Consider the following 19,732-nt stretch of genomic DNA (forward strand, 5'->3'; position numbering starts at 1 on the left):
TTCCTCTTGCAGGAGTACTCATCAGGCGACGAGTTGCTCCATGATACGTTGATACATACGGGCAAGCAGCTGCAGGTCGGCGGCATTAACACATTCATTTATTTTATGAATGGTGGCGTTGACCGGCCCAAGCTCGACGACCTGTGCCCCCATGCGGGCAATAAAGCGCCCGTCGGACGTCCCGCCTGTAGTCAGTAACTGCGGTTTAATCTCATTATAGTGCTCAATGGCGTTCACTACTGCATCCACCAGTTTACCGCGTTCGGTCAGGAACGGCTGACCGGAAAGCCACCAGTCGACGGTATAACGCAACTGATGTTTTTCCAGCAGCGCGTGAACCCGTGCTTTAATCATCTCATCGGTCAGCTCTGTGCTGAAACGGAAGTTGAACTGGATAAACAGTTCGCCGGGGATAACGTTGTTGCTGCCAGTGCCAGCCTGAATATTGGCAATCTGCATGCTGGTCGCCGGGAAGAATTCGTTCCCCTGGTCCCACTCAATCGCCACCAGTTCGTTGAGCATTGGCGCTGCCCGGTGTACCGGATTATCGGCCAGATGTGGGTAGGCTACGTGGCCCTGCACACCGTGAATGGTCAGGTTGCAGGTCAGTGAACCACGACGTCCATTCTTGACCACGTCGCCAACGATTTCGGTGCTGGACGGTTCGCCGACCAGGCAATAATCCAGTCGTTCGTTACGCGCCATCAGCGCTTCAACCACCTTCACGGTGCCGTTTTTGGCGCTGGCTTCTTCGTCAGAGGTTATCAAAAACGCCAGACGGCCCTGATGGTTTGGATGCTGGGCGACAAAACGCTCTGCGGCCACGACCATCGCTGCCAGCGAGCCTTTCATATCGGCAGCGCCACGCCCGAACAACATGCCATCGCGAATGGTCGGTTCAAACGGCGGATTGATCCAGCGATCAACATCGCCTGCGGGCACTACGTCAGTGTGACCGGCAAATGCCAGGGTCTCACCTGTACCGCGCCATGCCCAAAAATTCTGTGTGTCACCAAAATCCATACGCTCAACGGTAAAACCTACCGCGCGCAGACGTTCGATCATCAACGCCTGGCACCCGGCATCATCCGGGCTCAGAGAAGGACGGCGAATAAGCTGCTGTGTCAGCTCAATAACCGGGCACGACATAGATTACACCTCATTAAAAAACAGAGTATAACTGGATTCACTGAAACCAAGCAGCATAGGCTTACCCGGCGCGCAGAGCAATGGGCGTTTGATAATTGCAGGCATTTCAATCATCAACGCGGCGGCGGAAGTCGCATCGGTGATTTGACTGCGAGTGGATTCATCCAGTTTACGCCAGGTCGTGCCACGCGTATTGAGCAGCGCCTCCCAACCTAACTCGCTGATAAAAGTGTGTAATAGCGTGTTGTCCAGACCATCGACGCGATAATCATGAAAGCGGTAGTCGACCCCATTTTCTTCCAGCCAGCGTCGGGCCTTTTTAATTGTATCGCAATTCTTAATGCCGTAGAGGGTGATCATGTGAATCCTTATTGACGTATTTTGAATACTTATTCTTGTATTCTCGTGTTTCTGATAATACATATTGTCATTCATTCGTTATAGAAAAATATAACATTGTTGAACAACGGTGAATAATGATTCCTGAAAGTTCCAAAATTTCACGTCGATCGGTATTTCAGAATTGACCTGTTTGCATCAGCCTGTTTTTCAATCAGAATTAGCAAAGTAGTAGATAGTGTATGAATATTTCAAAATATTGCAGTAAGTCACATAAAATTTATGGGTATGGCGCATGATTACATAAACCCCGAACACGGGAGGATGTAATCACAACCATCGGTTAAATGTTCTTTTTTTGATGATGATGATTTTGTAGAATGCTCATAATAATAAGAGAGGTTGTTATGATTGAACGTGAACTGGGGAACTGGAAAGACTTTATCGAAGTGATGCTTCGTAAATAATTTTCTGGAAGAAATTCATATCCTGCAAAGGATAAAAAAAGGCGACTCAACGTAAGTCGCCTTTTTTGTGCCCGGTTATTCCGGGCGTGGTTTCAACGGGAAGCGTCTGCGTACCAGCACAAAGAACAGGGGCACGAAGTAAATCGCCAGGGTAGTGGCTGAAATCATCCCGCCCATTACGCCAGTCCCCACCGCATGTTGACCGCCGGAGCCCGCGCCACTGCTGATGGTCATCGGCAGGACCCCGAAGATAAACGCCAGCGACGTCATCAGAATTGGACGCAAGCGCTGGCGACAGGCATGCAGCGTGGCGTCGAGCAGATCGTGTCCTTTCTCGTTCATCTCATTGGCGAATTCAACAATCAATATCGCGTTCTTTGCCGACAGCCCGATAACGGTGAGTAACCCGACCTGGAAATACACATCGTTTTCCAGACCACGCATCCAGGTGGCGAGCAGCGCGCCAATGACCCCCAGCGGTACGACCAGCATAACGGAGAAGGGAACCGACCAGCTCTCGTACAGCGCAGCCAGACAAAGGAACACCACCAGCAGTGAAATAGCGTACAGGGCAGGAGCCTGAGATCCCGACAGCCGTTCCTGATAAGACATCGCCGTCCATTCAAGGCCAAACCCGGTTGGTAACTGGCGAACCAGCGACTCCATCACGTCCATTGCCGTACCAGTACTGACGCCGGGCGCGGCTTCACCGACGATCTCGACGGCGGAGTAGCCGTTATAGCGTTCCAGACGCGGTGAACCGGTCTCCCAACGCGACGTGGCAAAGGCAGAGAAAGGCACCATGCCGCCGCTATTGTTGCGGACGTACCACAGGTTGATATCGTCAGGGAGCATGCGATATTTTGCCGCCGCCTGCACGTAGACCTTCTTCACGCGACCCCGGTCCATAAAGTCATTAACGTAACTGGAGCCCCAGGCCGTTTGCAATGTGTCGTTGATATCGTCAATGGAAACACCCAGCGCCTGGGCTTTGCGCTGATCGATATCAATTTGCAACTGCGGACTGTCGTCCAGACCGTTATGACGAACGCGGGTCAGGGATGCGTCCTTCCCGGCCAGCTCAATCAGCTTGTCGCGCGCGGCCATTAACGCGTCATGACCGGCACCAGCGTGATCCTGCAGTTCCATATCGAAACCGGCAGAGCTTCCGAGGCCGCTAATCGCCGGAGGACTGCTGGCGAAGACGCGGGCCTCTTTAATCTTATTAAAGGCTTTAGTCGCACGTTCGATGATAGCGAAAGAGGTTCCGGTGGTAGTGTCGCGCTCATCCCAGTCTTTTAAGCGGACAAACATACGCGCTACGTTTTGACCGTTCCCGCCCGGGCCGGAACCAACCGTGGAAAAGACCGACATAATGTTGTCTTTCTCATGGGTGAAGTAATACTTCTCCACTTCTTGCACCACTTTCAACGTTTGCTGCTGCGTGGAGCCGCTGGGCAACTGTACCGAGGTGGTAAACATGCCGCGATCTTCCAGCGGCAGGAAGGAGGTGGGCAGGCGCAGGAACAGGAACACCATACCGCCGAGCAGCAGGCCGTAGATCAGGATCCAGCGCAGACTACGGTGCAAAATTTTGGCGACGCCTTTTTCGTAGCGCTCGGCGTTGCGATTAAACATCCGGTTAAACCAGCCGAAGAAACCCGTTTGTCCGTGATGTTCACCCTTATGCAGGGGTTTGAGCAAGGTGGCGCACAGGGCGGGGGTGAGGATCATCGCCACCAGAACGGACAGCACCATCGCGGAGACGATGGTAATTGAGAACTGGCGGTAAATAGCCCCTGTCGTGCCGCCGAAGAAGGCCATCGGAATAAACACCGCCGACAGTACCATAGCGATACCGACCAGCGCGCCCTGAATTTGCCCCATCGATTTCCGCGTTGCCTGACGCGGCGTGAGCCCTTCCTCACTCATAATGCGCTCGACGTTTTCCACCACCACAATGGCGTCATCGACCAGCAGACCGATTGCCAGCACCATCGCAAACATTGTTAAGGTGTTAACGCTGTAGCCAAAGGCGTAAAGCACGGAGAAGGTGCCCATTAACACCACCGGGACGGCGATGGTCGGGATAAGCGTGGCGCGGAAGTTTTGCAGGAACAGGTACATCACGAGGAATACCAGCGCGATGGCTTCCAGCAGCGTTTTCACCACGTCGATAATTGAGGCTTTAACAAAGGAGGTGGTTTCATACGCGACCTTGTATTCCAGCCCGTGCGGGAAATACTGTGACAGTTCGTCAAGACGGTTAAGCACCAGCTCTGCCGTTGCCATTTCATTGGCGCCGGAGGCCAGTTTCACTCCCAGGCCGGAAGCCGGGTTACCGTTAAAACGGCTGAGGTAGTCATACTTTTCTGCACCCATTTCAACCGTGGCGACGTCGCCCAGTTTAACTTCTGAACCGTCCTGGTTGACGCGAAGTGTAATCGCACGGAATTCATCCGGGGTCTGCAGCAGGGACTGGGCGTTGATCGTCGCATTTAGCGCCTGTTTGTCCACCGAAGGCGTACCGCCAAGCTGTCCGACGGCTATCTGCGCATTTTGTGACTCGATAGCATCGGTCACGTCTTTGGCGGTCATCTGGAAGCTGTTGAGTTTGGCCGGATCGAGCCAGATACGCATCGAGTACTGTGAACCGTAAGCATCAATATCCCCTACACCGTTAATACGGCTAAGCGGGTCCTGAATATTACTCGCCACATAGTCGGCGATGTCCTGCTTATCCATTGAGCCATCGGTGGAGACGAAGGCGATGGTCAGAATATTGGTATCCCCGGTTTTTCGCACCGTGACCCCCTGATCCTGTACCGCCTGCGGCAGTTTACGCATTGCCGATTGCAGCTGGTTTTGCACCTGCTGGACGGCTTCGTCAGGATCGGTTCCGGCGACAAAGCTCAGCGTCACCGTCGCCTGGCCCGTCCCGCTGCTTTGGGATGACATATACATCAGATTATCGAGACCGGTCATGTTCTGCTCGATAACCTGGGTAACGGTATTTTCCAGCGTTTGTGCAGATGCGCCAGGATAGTTTGCGGTTACCCGCACGTTGGGTGGCGCCAGGTCGGGATATTGCTCAACGGGCAGCGAAAAAATAGCCAGGGCTCCTGTCAGGCATAACAGGATAGCTAACACCCAGGCAAAAATGGGGCGATCGATGAAAAAATTCGCCATTAAAAGGGGACCTCGTGTTTCTGCGTATATTTATGCGTATGACTTGCTTCACTGTAGCGGCAAGGTACGGGGCAAACGTGGAGAAAAAAAGAAGATAATGTAAATTATCATGCCCGTTTACAGCGTACCTTTTGTGCCAACGCCGTCAGGCCTGGAGTCAGACCCAACGGCGCTTTGCGGTTCTTTACGTTAGCCCGCTGTCGGTCTCTGCCGAACGAAAACTGATGCTCACCAGCGTGCCTCCTCCGGAGGGTTGCGAGAAGGTCAACGTGCCGCTGAGTCTCTCTGCACGCTCACGCATGATATTCAGACCGTAGTGCCCCGTAGGCTCATGAGGCTCACCGATACCGACACCGTTATCACGGATATAAACGGTATGATTACCATCCGGCGCGGTGACGCAGCTGACGGCAATTTCGCTGGCATTGGCATGCTTAATGGCATTCAGCACCGCTTCACGGACGATCTGTAACAGATGCACCTGCATTTGCGCGTCCAGCGCCAGCGTAGGTAACCGGCAGTCGAGCGTCAGTTTAGCCGACGTCTGATTTTGCAGCGTTTCCAGCATTTCATGCAAAGCTGAGGGCAGATCGGCCTGCTGTAAGGTCAGGCGGAAGGTGGTGAGCAGTTCGCGCAACTGACGGTAGGCATCGTTCAGCGCCTGAGAAAAATCGGCCATAATACTTTGTGCCGGGGCGTTATCTTCCGGGATCGAGCGCTTCAGCAACGTAAGCTGAATGCGTAAATAAGAGAGCACCTGCGCCAGCGAGTCGTGCAGCTCGCGCGCAATCGTCGCCCGCTCCTCCATTAACAACAACTGCTGAAAATGTTTTTGCGCCTGATTGAAGTACAACCCGCGTCCCAGCATTGAGGAAACGCTGTTGAGCAGTGGTGTGGAAGCATTCACATTCGGGCTTTGCCAGTGCAGTTCACCGTAAACGGTCTCCTGCATCGTGACCGGCAGGATCTGCATCGGCAGATCGGGGCTTTTCGTCCCTTCGCTGATACGCCAGTTATCGCCGACAGTCAGTTCCAGGAAATATGCGGCGTCATGTTCGCGGACAATCTGTAAAATGTGGCGGAAGCAGTACACGTCAATTTGGCTGGTATTCAGCGCCTGAGAACACTGATACAGCACCTCCAGGCGACGATTAGCTTCGTGGAGATCGTGCGTTTTCTCCGCAACGGAGGCTTCCAGCGAGCGATAAAGCTTATGCAACTCACTCGACATCTGGCTAAAGGTCTTGCCCAGCAACCCTAGTTCATTGGGTAAACCGGTATCCAGCGACGGGATATCAAACTGACCGTGTTCAATGTGCTGGCTGGCCATCACCAGCTTATTCAGTGGGCGTACCACCTGCTGGCGAATACGCCGCAAGGTAAAGAAGACGAGAGTGAATATGCCGATCCCGCCTGCCAGCGAAATACCGAAAACTAACATCACTTTGCGTTCGGCATAATGCTGCAGCGCCAGTACGAAGAGATCGATTTGATCGACATAACTATTGATATTGGCCTGGTACCATTTTAAATCGCCATCGATCAGACGGGCGTTCATTTCCAGCCAGTTGGCATGCAGATGTCCATAGCGGCTTTTTACCGCTTGCGGAACATACCACGCGTTCAGATTTTGCAATGCGGGTGAGTTTAACGCCTGCTGGAAAAGCTGGCGGTGAGCGTTGAGCTGTGGGCTTTGGCTTTGCAGATCGTACCCCAAACGGTAGCTTTGCATGCGCAATGAGCCCGCAACGTTGATGGCTTCAGCATCCCGCAAGCTGCTGGTCAGCGTGAGCAGCGCAATACCCGTTGAGAGAATCGACAGCAACACTATGTAGAAAAAAGCTTTAGCCAGACTGGCCGAGACCGGACGCTTTACCGTCACTTGTGCATCCTCACACAATACACGTCGCGCCTTAAAACAGCGTGAACGATACGGTGTATTTGATAAATGTTAATAAAACGCCATGAAACTGAATGGTAACTAAAACACAATTTCATATGCGATGAAATAAATTGATCTGCCACAGGTTCTGGATAAATAGTTGTGCTTCCTGGGCAAATGAACATTGCCGCTTCCTTCCGTGTCGGTTAATAACACTCTTATAAAGAATAAGGTTTTTGCAACCAAAAAAGAAGGAAGCCATGAATCGTTTTATTATGGTCAATAGCCAGCAGTGCCTGGGATGCCATGCCTGTGAGGTCGCCTGCGTCATGGCTCACAATGGCGAACAGCATGTCCTTAGCCAACGGCATTTTCAGCCCCGAATTACCGTCATCAAGCATCAGCAGCAGCGCAGCGCGGTGACCTGCCATCACTGCGAAGATGCACCCTGCGCCAGAAGTTGCCCAAATGGGGCAATTAGCCATGATAACGACAGCGTTCAGGTGAACCCGCAAAAGTGCATTGGCTGTAAATCGTGCGTTGTGGCCTGTCCTTTCGGCACCATGCAGATCGTACTCACTCCCGTCGCCAAAGGGAAGGTGAAAGCCACCGCGCACAAATGCGATCTGTGCCAGGGGCGTGAACAGGGGCCCGCCTGCGTAGAGAACTGTCCGGCGCAGGCGCTACAACTGGTGACGGAAAATTCGCTTACCGGCCTGTCAAAAGCGCGCAGGTTGCGTACCGCCAGTCTGGAAAGCCAGCCCTGGCATGCCAGCGCTACCGATTTCGTGCCACATGTCACCACCAAACGTGAACAAATGCAGGCGACGCCTGCGCGTGGCGAGCCGGATAAACTGCCGATTGAGGCGCGTAAAACCAGTTTTGAAGAGATCTATCTGCCGTTTCGCACAGTGCAGGCGAAACGGGAAGCGTCCCGCTGCCTGAAATGCGGCGACCACAGTATTTGCGAATGGACCTGTCCACTGCATAACCATATTCCGCAGTGGATTGAACTGGTCAAAGCCGGGAATATTGACGCGGCGGTTGAGCTTTCTCACCAGACCAACTGCTTGCCGGAAGTGACCGGGCGCGTGTGCCCGCAGGACCGACTCTGTGAAGGGGCCTGTACCGTTCGTAACGAGCATGGCGCGGTGACTATCGGTAATATTGAGCGTTACATCTCCGATCGGGCGCTAAGCAAAGGATGGCGACCGGACTTAAGCCATGTGCAGAAAGTGGACAAACGTGTTGCCATCATCGGCGCAGGTCCGGCGGGTCTGGCCTGCGCGGATGTGCTGGCGCGCAGCGGTATCAGCGCAACCGTGTACGATCGCCACCCTGAAATCGGCGGTTTGCTGACGTTCGGCATTCCGGCCTTCAAGCTGGACAAATCGCTGTTGACGCGTCGCCGTGAAATCTTCAGCGCCATGGGTATTCATTTCGAGCTGAACTGTGAGGTCGGCAAGGACGTTGCGCTGACCGCGTTACTCGAGGACTACGATGCAGTGTTCGTGGGCGTGGGAACCTACCGCTCCATGAAGGCGGATCTGCCGAATGAAGACGCGCCTGGCGTGTATGACGCGCTGCCATTCCTGATTGCCAACACCAAACAGGTGATGGGGCTGGAAGAGCTGCCTGACGAGCCGTTTATCGACACCGCCGGGCTGAACGTGGTCGTCCTGGGCGGGGGCGACACGGCCATGGACTGCGTACGTACTGCGCTGCGTCACGGCGCAAGCCAGGTGACCTGCGCCTATCGTCGTGATGAGGCCAACATGCCGGGTTCGAAAAAAGAGGTGAAGAATGCCCGGGAAGAGGGGGCAAACTTTGAATTTAACGTCCAGCCGGTGGAGCTGGTGCTGAATGCCGACGGTCGCGTCAGCGGTGTGCGTTTCTTACGTACCCAACTCGGTGAGCCTGATGCGCAGGGGCGTCGTCGCCCGGTTCCCATCGCCGGGAGTGAGTTTGTCATGCCAGCAGATGCGGTGATCATGGCGTTTGGTTTTCATCCGCACGGCATGCCGTGGCTTGAGAAGCATGGTGTTAAGGTCGATAACTGGGGGCGTATTGCCGCCGATGTTGAAAGCGCATACCGTTATCAAACCAGCAACCCGAAAATCTTTGCCGGTGGCGATGCGGTTCGTGGTGCGGACCTGGTGGTCACGGCGATGGCGGAAGGGCGACATGCCGCACAGGGGATCGTTGACTGGCTGGGCGTAAAATCAGCCAAATCTCACTAGCCTGAGCTCAATCGAGTAGGCCGGATAAAACGCGTTAGCGTTGCCATCCGGCAATGTGCCGCATGAATGCCTGATGGCGCTTTGCTTATCAGGCCTACATTGCTCCAGGACAAACCCGGTTTCACGGCGTAGTATTATTTCTCACTTCTTGCTGTGGAGCCGGTATGTCACAAAAAATCACCCTCATCAAAGATAAAGTCCTCTCCGATAACTACTTCATCCTGCGCAACATCACCTATGATCTGACCCGTAGCAACGGTGAGGTGATTCGTCACAAACGCGAGGTTTACGATCGCGGCAACGGTGCCACTATCCTGTTGTATAATCCGGAGAAGAAAACCGTCGTGCTGACTCGTCAGTTTCGTATTGCGACCTGGGTTAACGGCAATGAAAGTGGACAACTGATTGAAGCCTGCGCCGGGTTGCTGGACAACGATGAGCCGGAAGTTTGCATTCGCAAAGAGGCCATTGAAGAAACCGGCTTTGAAGTGGGCGAGGTGCGTAAACTGTTTGAGTTATACATGTCGCCGGGGGGCGTAACGGAGCTTATCCATTTTTTTATCGCACAATACAGTGACAGCCAACGGGCAAATGCGGGTGGCGGTATTGAAGATGAGGATATTGAAGTACTGGAATTGCCTTTTGAACAGGCACTATCGATGATCAAAACGGGCGAGATTCGCGACGGGAAAACGGTGCTATTACTTAACTACCTGCAATCGTCGCATCTTATGGATTAGCGGTCAGGGTTTATATTTCTTTACAAAGATACAGGCCAATCCGACGATTCTTATTGAGCCTCATCAGTCGCGCAAGGAAGATACCGCCTGGGCTGTGTGTTTTGATTTTGGGGTTGTACCGTCCATGCGCTATCGCATTATTTTCGTATTCCTGCTCGGCCTGCTACCGGCCCGCTTGCTGTGGGCGGCGCCTGCGCAGCAGGCATTTTCTGATTGGCAGGTGACCTGCAACAATCAAAATTTTTGCGTAGCGCGCAATACCGGAGATCATCACGGTCTGGTGATGACCCTGAGCCGCAGTGCCGGGGCGCATACCGATGCTGTGTTGCGTATTGAACTTGGCGGTATGGATTCTCCTGATGTCAAAGAGGCTGATATTGCGCCGCGCTTGCTGCTGGACGGCGCGCCACTCCCACTGGCCGGTGAACACTGGCGTATTACCCTCTGGCAACTGATGACCGATGATCCGGCCACCATCAGTGCATTTTTACAGACTGTACAGGATGCGAAGGCGATAACCCTGCAAAAAGGGACGCAAACCCTGTCACTGGTTGGGCTAAAAGCTGCGCTATTGTTTATCGACGCCCAGCAAAAACGGGTCGGTAACGAAACCGCATGGATCGAAAAAGGCGACGAGCCACCGCTCAGCGTACCGCCGGCTCCCGCTTTAAAAGGCGTGGCTGTCATTAACCCAACGCCAACGCCTCTCACGCAGCAAGAGCGCAGTGAACTGCTGGACTACGGTAACTGGCGGATCAACGGTATTCGCTGCTCGATCGATCCGCTGCGTCGCGAGATACGCGTCACGGCCTTAACGGATGATAAAGCGCTGCTGATGATCGGTTGTGAGGCCGGGGCGTATAACACTATCGATCTGGCATGGATTGTTTCTCGTGCCACACCGTTTACCTCTCGCGCAGTACGTCTGAATCTGCCATTTAAAACCGATGCTGACAGTACCGACATGGAGCTGACCAACGCTACGTTTGACGAGAAGTCGCGGGAGTTGGTCACTCTCGCCAAAGGGCGAGGTTTATCGGACTGCGGGATCCAGACACGCTGGCGGTTTGACGGCCAGCGTTTTCGTCTGGTGCGTTATGCCCAGGAGCCAAGCTGCGATAACTGGCATGGGCCAGATGCCTGGCCCACGCTGTGGATCACGCGTTAATTTAATGCCGGATGCGACTGCGCCTTATACGGCCTGATGGTGATAGATGTCGTAGGCCTGATAAGACGCGTGAGCGTCGCCATCAGGCGTTCAGCACCTTATGCGCTTTATTGACGATGTTCTCCACCGTAAAGCCGAAGAACGGGAACAGCTTGTCCGCAGGGGCGGATTCCCCGTAGCCGGTCATACCGACAATTGCGCCTTTCAGCCCGACGTATTTGTACCAGTAGTCGGCAATGCCCGCTTCGACCGCCACCCGCGCGCTGACGTTTGCTGGCAGGACTGATTCCCGGTACGCCTCATCCTGAGCGTCGAAAATATCCGTTGAAGGTAAGGAGACTACGCGGACGTTACGACCTTCCCCCGTCAGTTTTTCCGCCGCCAGCAGCGTGATTTCCATTTCTGACCCGGTGGCAATCAGGATCACATCCGGCTTGCCGCCGCCGTCTTTCAGCACGTAGCCGCCGCGAGCAATCTCTTTTACCTGCTCAGGCGTGCGTTCAATCTGCGCCAGATTCTGCCTGGAGAGGATCAGCGCCGTAGGGCCGTTATGCCGCTCTACTGCCAGCTTCCAACCCACCGCCGCCTCAACCTGATCGCACGGACGCCAGGTGCTGAAATTCGGCGTCAGTCGCAGGCTGGCGAGCTGTTCGACGGCCTGGTGCGTGGGGCCATCTTCCCCCAGACCAATCGAGTCGTGGGTATAAACCATGATTTGTCGGGCCTTCATCAGCGCCGCCATGCGCGCGGCGTTACGGGCGTATTCGACAAACATCAGGAATGTTGCGGTGTACGGCACGAAGCCACCGTGGTGCGCGATACCGTTGGCAATGGCGGTCATGCCAAATTCACGCACGCCGTAGTGAATATAGTTGCCTGCCGGGTCGTCTTTCAGGGGCGTTGATCCTTTCCAGATAGTCAGGTTGCTGGGGGCGAGATCGGCGGAGCCGCCAAGCAGTTCGGGCAGTATCGGCCCGTAGGCGTTCAGGGTATTTTGCGAGGCCTTACGGGTGGCGATTTTGGCCGGGTTGGCCTGCAGGTTGGTAATATATTTCTGGGTCGTTTCTTCCCATGCTTCCGGCAGTTCTCCGCTCATCCGGCGGGTAAACTCTGCCGCCAGTTCTGGATGCGCTTGTCGATACGCCGCGAATTTCTCATTCCAGCCCTGTTGCGCTTTTTCGCCTTTCTCACGCGCGTCCCACGCCCGATAAATCTCTTTGGGGATCTCAAAAGCAGGATGATGCCAGCCCAGTTTCTGTCGGGCCAGCGCCACTTCTTCTTCACCTAACGGCGCACCGTGCGCTTCCTCTTTCCCGGCTTTATTCGGCGATCCAAAACCTATCACCGTGCGGCAGATAATCAGCGACGGCTTGTCGGTAACGCTTTGCGCTTCCTGAATCGCTTTTTTCACCGCTTCAGGATCATGACCGTCAATGTCGTGTATCACATGCCAGTGATAGGCCTCGAAGCGTTTCGCAGTATCGTCGGTAAACCAGCCGTCGGTTTCGCCATCAATTGAGATGCCGTTGTGATCGTAGAAGCCGATGAGTTTGCCAAGCCCCAGCGTGCCCGCCAGCGAACAGACTTCGTGGGAAATCCCCTCCATCAGACAACCGTCGCCCATAAAAACCCAGGTGAAGTGGTCGACAATCTCATGGTCCGGCTGGTTAAACTGCGCCGCCAGTGTGCGTTCGGCAATCGCCATTCCGACAGCGTTGGCTAAACCCTGGCCCAGCGGCCCGGTGGTGGTTTCCACGCCCGGCGTGTAGCCAAGCTCCGGGTGGCCGGGCGTTTTTGAATGCAGCTGGCGGAAGTTCTTTAATTCTTCCAGCTTCAGGTCATAGCCGGAAAGATGCAGCAGGCTGTAAAGCAGCATTGAGGCATGGCCGTTGGACAAAACAAACCGATCGCGATCGTACCAGTGAGGATCGCTCGGATTATGGCGGAGAAAATCGTTCCACAGCACTTCGGCGATATCAGCCATCCCCATCGGTGCGCCGGGATGGCCTGAGTTGGCTTTTTGGACGGCATCCATACTCAGCGCACGAATGGCATTGGCAAGCTCTTTACGGGTCATAGGAAATACTCCTTGAAAAGTAAAGCGTTAGAGCGTGTGTTAATTCACACTTTTGGAGAATTTGCAGGCGTTGTCAGCAAAAAGCATAGCAGACAGGCATGGTATTGCTGGCTTAAGCAGGTAACATGGTTGTTATAAATTGATAACAAATTCTTTCTTTGAGTAGTGAGAGTTTGGGGGCCTTCAAAGTTTGCGCCGCTGACAGAGGTGATAATGTGCGGCTCAATAGAAGGGTTACCTGCGACACTTTTTTGATCGATACGTGAAAGGAACAACAAGATGGATGACCAGTTAAAACAAAGCGCCCTCGATTTCCACGAATTTCCAGTACCAGGTAAAATTCAGGTTTCTCCGACCAAACCGCTTGCCACTCAACGTGACCTTGCGCTGGCCTATTCACCCGGTGTTGCAGCTCCGTGTCTGGAAATTGAAAAAGACCCGCTGGCCGCCTACAAATACACCGCGCGCGGTAATCTGGTTGCGGTTATTTCCAACGGTACGGCGGTGCTGGGGCTGGGCAACATTGGCGCGCTGGCTGGCAAGCCGGTGATGGAAGGGAAAGGCGTTCTGTTTAAGAAATTCGCCGGGATTGACGTGTTTGACATCGAAGTTGATGAACTCGATCCGGATAAATTTATCAACGTAGTCGCGGCTCTTGAGCCGACGTTTGGCGGCATCAACCTCGAAGATATCAAAGCGCCGGAATGCTTCTACATTGAGCAAAAGCTGCGTGAGCGCATGAATATTCCGGTTTTCCACGACGATCAGCACGGCACGGCAATCATCAGTACCGCCGCAATTCTTAACGGTCTGCGGGTGGTGGAGAAAAATATCTCTGATGTGCGCATGGTGGTGTCCGGCGCAGGCGCAGCGGCGATTGCCTGTATGAACCTGCTGGTGGCGCTGGGGATGCAGAAACACAACATTGTGGTCTGCGACTCCAAAGGCGTGATTTATAAAGATCGTGAACCGAATATGGCCGAAACCAAAGCGGCCTACGCGGTGGTGGATGACGGTAAGCGCACGCTGGACGACGTGATTGATGGCGCAGACATTTTCCTCGGTTGCTCCGGCCCGAAAGTGCTGACCCAGGAAATGGTCAAGAAAATGGCGCGTGCGCCGATGATCCTGGCGCTGGCGAACCCGGAACCGGAAATCCTGCCGCCGCTGGCAAAAGAGGTGCGTCCCGACGCCATCATCTGTACCGGCCGCTCCGACTATCCTAACCAGGTTAATAACGTACTGTGCTTCCCGTTCATCTTCCGCGGCGCGCTGGACGTCGGTGCAACCGCCATCAACGAAGAGATGAAGCTGGCTGCGGTACATGCCATTGCGGAGCTGGCGCATGCCGAGCAGAGCGAAGTTGTGGCCTCTGCCTATGGCGATCAGGACCTGAGCTTTGGCCCGGAATACATTATTCCTAAGCCGTTCGACCCGCGCCTGATTGTCAAAATTGCGCCTGCGGTGGCGAAGGCGGCGATGGACTCTGGCGTGGCGACGCGCCCGATTGCCGACTTTGATGCTTACATCGATAAGCTGAGTGAGTTCGTCTACAAAACTAACCTGTTCATGAAGCCGATTTTCTCGCTGGCACGCAAAGCGCCGAAGCGCGTGGTGTTGACGGAAGGGGAAGAGGCGCGCGTGCTGCACGCTACCCAGGAATTGATCACTTTAGGTCTGGCGAAGCCGATCCTGATTGGTCGTCCGAGCGTGATCGAGATGCGCATCCAGAAACTGGGTCTGCAGATCAAAGCGGGCGTTGATTTTGAAATAGTCAACAATGAATCCGATCCGCGCTTTAAAGAGTACTGGAGTGAGTATTACCAGATCATGAAGCGCCGTGGGATCACCCAGGAGCAGGCGCAGCGGGCGGTGATTGCTAATACCACGGTGATCGGCGCGATCATGGTGCAGCGCGGTGAAGCGGATGCGATGATCTGCGGTACGATCGGCGACTACCATGAGCATTTCAGCGTGGTGAACGCGGTATTTGGTCACCGTGAAGGCGTCCATACGGCAGGGGCAATGAACGCGCTGCTGCTGCCAAGCGGTAATACCTTTATCGCCGATACCTACGTCAACGACGACCCGACGCCGGATCAACTCGCTGAAATCGCTATTATGGCGGCAGAAACCGTGCGCCGTTTTGGTATCGAACCGAAAGTGGCGCTGCTGTCGCACTCCAACTTTGGTTCATCTAACTGCCCGTCGGCCAGCAAAATGCGTGAAGCGCTGGCGCTGATTAAGGCGCGTGCGCCAGAACTGATGATTGACGGTGAAATGCACGGTGACGCCGCGCTGGTGGAAAGTATTCGTAATGATCGGATGCCGGACAGCCCGCTGAAAGGCTCCGCCAATATTCTGGTGATGCCGAATATGGAAGCCGCGCGTATTAGTTACAACTTACTCCGCGTTTCAAGTTCCGAAGGCGTAACGGTCGGCCCGGTGCTGATGGGCGTAGCGAAACCGGTTCACGTATTAACGCCGATCGCCTCTGTTCGTCGTATCGTGAATATGGTGGCGCTGGCGGTTGTAGAAGCACAGACTCAGCCGCTGTAATTTCACTTTAATTAATTCCGGCGCGGGTTTCTCCCGCGCCTTTTTATTTCTCTTTTCTTAGTGATCCACTTCACCTTTTAAACCTGGTTGCCGAATTTTGTTATTTACTCTGACAAAAAATTGCCACGATGAGGGCAGTTTTAGCGGAGGCGGTGAGCAATGGAAAAAGAACGCATTATTCAGGAATTTGTGCCGGGGAAACAGGTCACGCTGGCGCATCTCATTGCGCACCCCGGTGAGGAACTGGCGAAAAAGATCGGCGTTCCCGAAGCGGGCGCCATCGGCATTATGACGCTGACGCCAGGTGAAACCGCGATGATTGCCGGTGACTTAGCGATGAAAGCGGCGGATGTACACATCGGCTTTCTCGATAGATTCAGCGGCGCGCTGGTGATCTACGGCTCGGTAGGCGCGGTTGAAGAAGCGTTATTACAGACGGTAAGCGGTCTGGGTCGGTTATTAAATTTCACGTTGTGCAACCTGACAAAAAGTTAATCAGAGGCGGCGATGAAACGTATTGCGTTTGTCGGCACGGTAGGGGCGGGGAAAACAACGCTCTTTAATGCGCTACAGGGGAATTACTCCCTCGCCAGAAAAACACAGGCCGTGGAGTTTAATGAAAACGGCGATATCGATACGCCAGGAGAATATTTTAGCCATCCGCGCTGGTATCACGCCTTAATTACCACGCTGCAGGATGTCGATACGTTGATTTATATACATGCGGCAAATGATCTAGAAAGTCGCTTACCTGCCGGGCTGTTGGATATCGGCGCCAGTAAACGACAAATCGCCGTTATCAGCAAAACGGATGTGCCGGATGCCGATGTCGCCGCAACGCGACAATTACTTCGCGGGATAGGGTTTCAGGAGCCGATTTTTGAGCTCAATAGCCACGACCCAAGCAGTGTGCAGCACCTGGTGGATTATCTGACTGAGCTCAGCCAAAAGGAGGAAAGGGCAGGTGAAAAAACTCATCACAGCTAACGATATTCGTGCGGCCCACGCACGCGGCGAACAGGACATATCGGTTGTTCTGCGCGCCAGCATCATCACCCCGGAGGCGCGCGAAGTTGCGGCGCTGCTCGGCGTCACTATCACTGAATGCGATGAATCCGCTCCGGCCACTATGTCGGCCACAACCGCAGCGCCTGCTGCGATGGATGACGGCAAGACGGAAAGCCAGCGTATTCGCGAAACCATCATTGCACAACTGCCGGAAGGACAGTTTACCGAAAGCCTGGTCGCGCAGCTGATGGACAAAGTGATGAAGGAAAAGCAGTCGCTGGAGCAGGGCGGAATGCAGCCGAGTTTTAACTCGGTGACCGGCAAAGGCGGTGTGAAAGTCATCGACGGCAGCAGCGTGAAGTTTGGCCGTTTTGATGGCGCGCAACCGCACTGCGTCGGCTTAACCGATCTGGTGACCGACCAGGACGGTAGCAGCATGGCCGCCGGGTTTATGCAGTGGGATAACGCCTTTTTCCCATGGACGCTGAACTACGACGAAATCGACATGATTCTGGAAGGCGAGCTACACGTTCGCCATGAAGGCGAAACCATGATTGCCAAAGCCGGGGACGTGATGTTTATCCCGAAAGGCTCCAGCATCGAATTTGGTACGCCATCAACAGTGAAGTTCCTGTATGTGGCCTGGCCTGCGAACTGGCAGTCCTGCTAAGGCGGATGTATGAAGGATTTCATTACCGAAGCATGGCTCAGAGCGAATCATACGCTCAGCGAAGGGGCTGAAATTCATCTCCCCGCTGATGCCCGCCTGACGCCGTCTGCCCGGGAGTTGCTGGAAAGCCGTCGTCTGCGCATTAAGTATATCGACGAGCAGGGAAGCTTGTTTGTTGACGACGAGGAACAGCAGCCGCAGCCGGTGCATGGTTTAACCAGCAGCGATACACATCCGCAGGCGACCTGTGAACTGTGTCATCAACCGGTGGCGAAGAAACCTGACACGCTGACGCATCTGACGGCGGACAAAATGGTCGCCAAAAGTGACCCCAGACTTGGATTTCGCGCCGCGCTGGACAGCACCATTGGTCTGGCCGTGTGGTTACAAATTGAACTGGCGGAACCCTGGCAGCCGTGGCTGGCGGATATTCGCTCGCGCCTGGGCAACATTATGCGTGCTGATGCTGTGGACGAACCGCTGGCCGCACAAGCTATTGTTGGCTTGAGCGACGAAGATTTACACCGGCTCTCGCATCAGCCGCTGCGTTACCTGGACCACGATCATCTGGTGCCGGAAGCCAGCCACGGACGTGATTGCGCGTTGCTCAATCTGCTGCGCACTAAAGTCCGCGAAACGGAAACGGTGGCCGCTCAGGTGTTTATCACCCGCAGTTTTGAAGTCTTGCGACCGGACATTCTGCAGGCGCTCAACCGTCTTTCAAGCACGGTTTACGTAATGATGATTCTGAGCGTGGCGAAGCATCCGCTAAGCGTCAGCCAAATCCAACAGCGACTGGGGGAGAAGTCATGATCATTGAACGTGCTCGCCAACTCGCTAAACAAAAGCCGGCTCGGGTGGTGTTCCCGGATGCGCTGGATGTACGGGTGCTGAAAGCCGCTAATTACCTGCACCAGCACGGTCTGGCGCGCCCGATTCTCGTCGCCAGCCCGTTTGCGCTACGCCAGTTTGCGCTCAGCCATCGCGTAGCCATGGACGGTATTCAGGTTATTGATCCACAAAGCAATGTACAGATGCGTGAAGAGTTTGCCCTACGCTGGCTGGCCCGCGCGGGCGAAAAAACGCCGCCGGATGCGCGCGAGAAGCTCAACGATCCGCTGATGTTTGCCGCCGCGATGGTCAGTGCGGGTAAAGCCGATGTATGTATTGCGGGCAACCTGTCGTCAACGGCAAACGTACTGCGTGCAGGATTGCGCATTATTGGATTACAGCCTGGCTGCAAAACGCTGTCGTCAATTTTCCTGATGCTGCCGCAGTATCTCGGGCCGTCATTAGGATTTGCAGACTGTAGCGTTGTGCCGCAGCCCACCGCGGCACAGCTGGCGGACATCGCCATCGCCAGCGCTGAAACCTGGAAGGCGATCACAGGTGAAGAGCCGCGCGTGGCCATGCTGTCGTTTTCCAGCAACGGCAGTGCTCGTCATCCCAATGTCGCTAACGTGCAGCAGGCTACGGAGATCGTTCGTGAGCGTGCCCCACAGCTCACCGTGGATGGGGAACTGCAGTTTGATGCTGCCTTTGTGCCGGATGTCGCTGCGCAAAAAGCGCCCGCCAGTCCGTTAAAGGGCAATGCCAATGTGATGGTTTTCCCATCGCTGGAGGCAGGCAATATTGGTTATAAAATCGCCCAGCGTTTGGGAGGTTATCGTGCCGTTGGTCCCTTGATTCAGGGACTTGCCGCACCGCTTCACGACCTCTCTCGCGGCTGTAGCGTACAGGAAATTATCGAACTGGCGTTGGTGGCAGCTGTGCCGCGCCAGACTGACGTGAGCCGTGAAAGCGTCTCGCAAACACTGGTTGAATGAACGGTCCCGTTCTGGACCCCTTTGATTAAGAGGAAAGCACAATGGAAGCATTAGGAATGATTGAAACCCGGGGCCTGGTTGCACTGATTGAGGCTTCTGACGCGATGGTTAAAGCGGCGCGCGTGAAACTGGTTGGCGTGAAGCAAATCGGTGGCGGCCTGTGTACTGCCATGGTTCGTGGTGACGTGGCAGCCTGCAAAGCGGCTACGGATGCCGGCGCTGCTGCCGCGCAGCGTATCGGTGAACTGGTTTCTGTACACGTTATCCCGCGTCCGCATGGCGATCTGGAAGAAGTGTTCCCGATCAGCTTCAAAGGCGACAGCAACGATATGTAAGTCGTCCATGTGACGCCACTGGATCGTTGAGAGAAAGCTGGCGTCACCCTCTCTCCTTTTCACATTACCTTCTGCGGAGGGTA

General features: G+C 54.6%; 16 protein-coding genes. 11 read left to right on the plus strand and 5 right to left on the minus strand.

From position 1 onward, the window contains the following. Window positions 1–21: 21 nt before the first annotated feature. Together dapE and I6L54_RS08280 are read right to left on the minus strand one after the other, a co-directional pair. On the minus strand, window positions 22–1,149 hold the full coding sequence (gene dapE / locus I6L54_RS08275) for a succinyl-diaminopimelate desuccinylase (RefSeq protein WP_005121892.1): 1,128 nt from the start codon (window positions 1,147–1,149) through the stop codon (window positions 22–24). 3 nt (window positions 1,150–1,152) lie between these two features. Beyond that, entirely contained in the window at window positions 1,153–1,509 is a 357-nt protein-coding gene (locus tag I6L54_RS08280; RefSeq protein ID WP_040233499.1) for an ArsC family reductase, read from the minus strand. 386 nt (window positions 1,510–1,895) lie between these two features. Here I6L54_RS08280 and ypfM point away from each other — a divergent pair, with 386 nt between their 5' ends. After that, window positions 1,896–1,955 (plus strand): protein YpfM, encoded by a 60-nt coding sequence (gene ypfM, locus I6L54_RS08285; RefSeq protein ID WP_001386977.1) that lies wholly within the window; start codon window positions 1,896–1,898, stop codon window positions 1,953–1,955. Between the two features lie 75 nt (window positions 1,956–2,030). Here ypfM and acrD read toward each other — a convergent pair whose 3' ends face one another. Both acrD and narQ read right to left on the minus strand, forming a co-directional pair. Further along, the gene (gene acrD / locus I6L54_RS08290; protein ID WP_040233500.1) at window positions 2,031–5,144 is read right to left on the minus strand and encodes a multidrug efflux RND transporter permease AcrD; all 3,114 of its coding nucleotides are present in this window, start codon (window positions 5,142–5,144) and stop codon (window positions 2,031–2,033) included. Window positions 5,145–5,328: 184 nt separating this feature from the next. Beyond that, window positions 5,329–7,026 (minus strand): nitrate/nitrite two-component system sensor histidine kinase NarQ, encoded by a 1,698-nt coding sequence (gene narQ, locus I6L54_RS08295; protein WP_005121896.1) that lies wholly within the window; start codon window positions 7,024–7,026, stop codon window positions 5,329–5,331. Window positions 7,027–7,286: 260 nt separating this feature from the next. Here narQ and aegA point away from each other — a divergent pair, with 260 nt between their 5' ends. The 3 genes from aegA to I6L54_RS08310 all read left to right on the plus strand — a co-directional run bounded on the left by aegA (window position 7,287) and on the right by I6L54_RS08310 (window position 11,174). Next, window positions 7,287–9,266, plus strand: a complete 1,980-nt coding sequence (gene aegA / locus I6L54_RS08300; protein ID WP_040233503.1) for a formate-dependent uric acid utilization protein AegA — start codon at window positions 7,287–7,289, stop codon at window positions 9,264–9,266. 164 nt (window positions 9,267–9,430) lie between these two features. After that, the gene (gene nudK / locus I6L54_RS08305; RefSeq protein WP_005121900.1) at window positions 9,431–10,006 is read left to right on the plus strand and encodes a GDP-mannose pyrophosphatase NudK; all 576 of its coding nucleotides are present in this window, start codon (window positions 9,431–9,433) and stop codon (window positions 10,004–10,006) included. A 124-nt stretch (window positions 10,007–10,130) separates the two neighbouring features. Next, complete coding sequence (locus tag I6L54_RS08310; protein ID WP_040233524.1) at window positions 10,131–11,174, plus strand: DUF1176 domain-containing protein; 1,044 nt, start codon at window positions 10,131–10,133, stop codon at window positions 11,172–11,174. An 82-nt stretch (window positions 11,175–11,256) separates the two neighbouring features. Here I6L54_RS08310 and tkt read toward each other — a convergent pair whose 3' ends face one another. After that, window positions 11,257–13,251 carry a transketolase gene (gene tkt / locus I6L54_RS08315; RefSeq protein ID WP_040233504.1) on the minus strand — a complete coding sequence of 665 codons (1,995 nt, stop codon included), beginning with the start codon at window positions 13,249–13,251 and terminating at the stop codon, window positions 11,257–11,259. Between the two features lie 279 nt (window positions 13,252–13,530). Between tkt and maeB the strand changes: the two genes are divergently transcribed. The 7 genes from maeB to eutM all read left to right on the plus strand — a co-directional run bounded on the left by maeB (window position 13,531) and on the right by eutM (window position 19,649). Further along, a complete protein-coding gene (gene maeB, locus I6L54_RS08320) occupies window positions 13,531–15,810 on the plus strand; it encodes an NADP-dependent oxaloacetate-decarboxylating malate dehydrogenase (protein WP_005121903.1) in 2,280 nt (759 codons plus the stop codon). Between the two features lie 159 nt (window positions 15,811–15,969). Further along, entirely contained in the window at window positions 15,970–16,305 is a 336-nt protein-coding gene (gene eutS / locus I6L54_RS08325) for an ethanolamine utilization microcompartment protein EutS (protein ID WP_003037995.1), read from the plus strand. A gap of 12 nt (window positions 16,306–16,317) precedes the next feature. Further along, complete coding sequence (eutP, locus tag I6L54_RS08330) at window positions 16,318–16,797, plus strand: ethanolamine utilization acetate kinase EutP (RefSeq protein ID WP_005121904.1); 480 nt, start codon at window positions 16,318–16,320, stop codon at window positions 16,795–16,797. Further along, window positions 16,775–17,488: an ethanolamine utilization acetate kinase EutQ gene (gene eutQ / locus I6L54_RS08335; protein WP_005121905.1), complete on the plus strand. Its 714-nt coding sequence runs from the start codon at window positions 16,775–16,777 to the stop codon at window positions 17,486–17,488. The genes eutP and eutQ overlap by 23 nt, the downstream gene beginning before the upstream one ends. Window positions 17,489–17,497: 9 nt before the next feature. Then, complete coding sequence (gene eutT, locus I6L54_RS08340; protein WP_005121906.1) at window positions 17,498–18,301, plus strand: ethanolamine utilization cob(I)yrinic acid a,c-diamide adenosyltransferase EutT; 804 nt, start codon at window positions 17,498–17,500, stop codon at window positions 18,299–18,301. Continuing rightward, window positions 18,298–19,314 carry a phosphate acetyltransferase gene (gene pta / locus I6L54_RS08345; RefSeq protein WP_005121907.1) on the plus strand — a complete coding sequence of 339 codons (1,017 nt, stop codon included), beginning with the start codon at window positions 18,298–18,300 and terminating at the stop codon, window positions 19,312–19,314. Before eutT ends, pta begins: the two co-directional genes overlap by 4 nt. 41 nt (window positions 19,315–19,355) lie before the next feature. Continuing rightward, the gene (gene eutM, locus I6L54_RS08350; RefSeq protein ID WP_005121908.1) at window positions 19,356–19,649 is read left to right on the plus strand and encodes an ethanolamine utilization microcompartment protein EutM; all 294 of its coding nucleotides are present in this window, start codon (window positions 19,356–19,358) and stop codon (window positions 19,647–19,649) included. Window positions 19,650–19,732 lie beyond the last annotated feature (83 nt).

The organism is Citrobacter pasteurii (assembly GCF_019047765.1).
Taxonomy (GTDB): domain Bacteria; phylum Pseudomonadota; class Gammaproteobacteria; order Enterobacterales; family Enterobacteriaceae; genus Citrobacter; species Citrobacter pasteurii.

Bases quoted from the DNA above. Each gene is read 5' to 3' on its own strand.
- I6L54_RS08310 (WP_040233524.1), top strand. From the start codon at position 10,131: ATGCGCTATCGCATTATTTTCGTATTCCTGCTCGGCCTGCTACCGGCC.
- dapE (WP_005121892.1), bottom strand. From the start codon at position 1,149: ATGTCGTGCCCGGTTATTGAGCTGACACAGCAGCTTATTCGCCGTCCT.
- nudK (WP_005121900.1), top strand. From the start codon at position 9,431: ATGTCACAAAAAATCACCCTCATCAAAGATAAAGTCCTCTCCGATAAC.
- tkt (WP_040233504.1), bottom strand. From the start codon at position 13,251: ATGACCCGTAAAGAGCTTGCCAATGCCATTCGTGCGCTGAGTATGGAT.
- eutM (WP_005121908.1), top strand. From the start codon at position 19,356: ATGGAAGCATTAGGAATGATTGAAACCCGGGGCCTGGTTGCACTGATT.
- acrD (WP_040233500.1), bottom strand. From the start codon at position 5,144: ATGGCGAATTTTTTCATCGATCGCCCCATTTTTGCCTGGGTGTTAGCT.
- pta (WP_005121907.1), top strand. From the start codon at position 18,298: ATGATCATTGAACGTGCTCGCCAACTCGCTAAACAAAAGCCGGCTCGG.
- maeB (WP_005121903.1), top strand. From the start codon at position 13,531: ATGGATGACCAGTTAAAACAAAGCGCCCTCGATTTCCACGAATTTCCA.
- eutT (WP_005121906.1), top strand. From the start codon at position 17,498: ATGAAGGATTTCATTACCGAAGCATGGCTCAGAGCGAATCATACGCTC.
- aegA (WP_040233503.1), top strand. From the start codon at position 7,287: ATGAATCGTTTTATTATGGTCAATAGCCAGCAGTGCCTGGGATGCCAT.
- eutS (WP_003037995.1), top strand. From the start codon at position 15,970: ATGGAAAAAGAACGCATTATTCAGGAATTTGTGCCGGGGAAACAGGTC.
- I6L54_RS08280 (WP_040233499.1), bottom strand. From the start codon at position 1,509: ATGATCACCCTCTACGGCATTAAGAATTGCGATACAATTAAAAAGGCC.
- eutP (WP_005121904.1), top strand. From the start codon at position 16,318: ATGAAACGTATTGCGTTTGTCGGCACGGTAGGGGCGGGGAAAACAACG.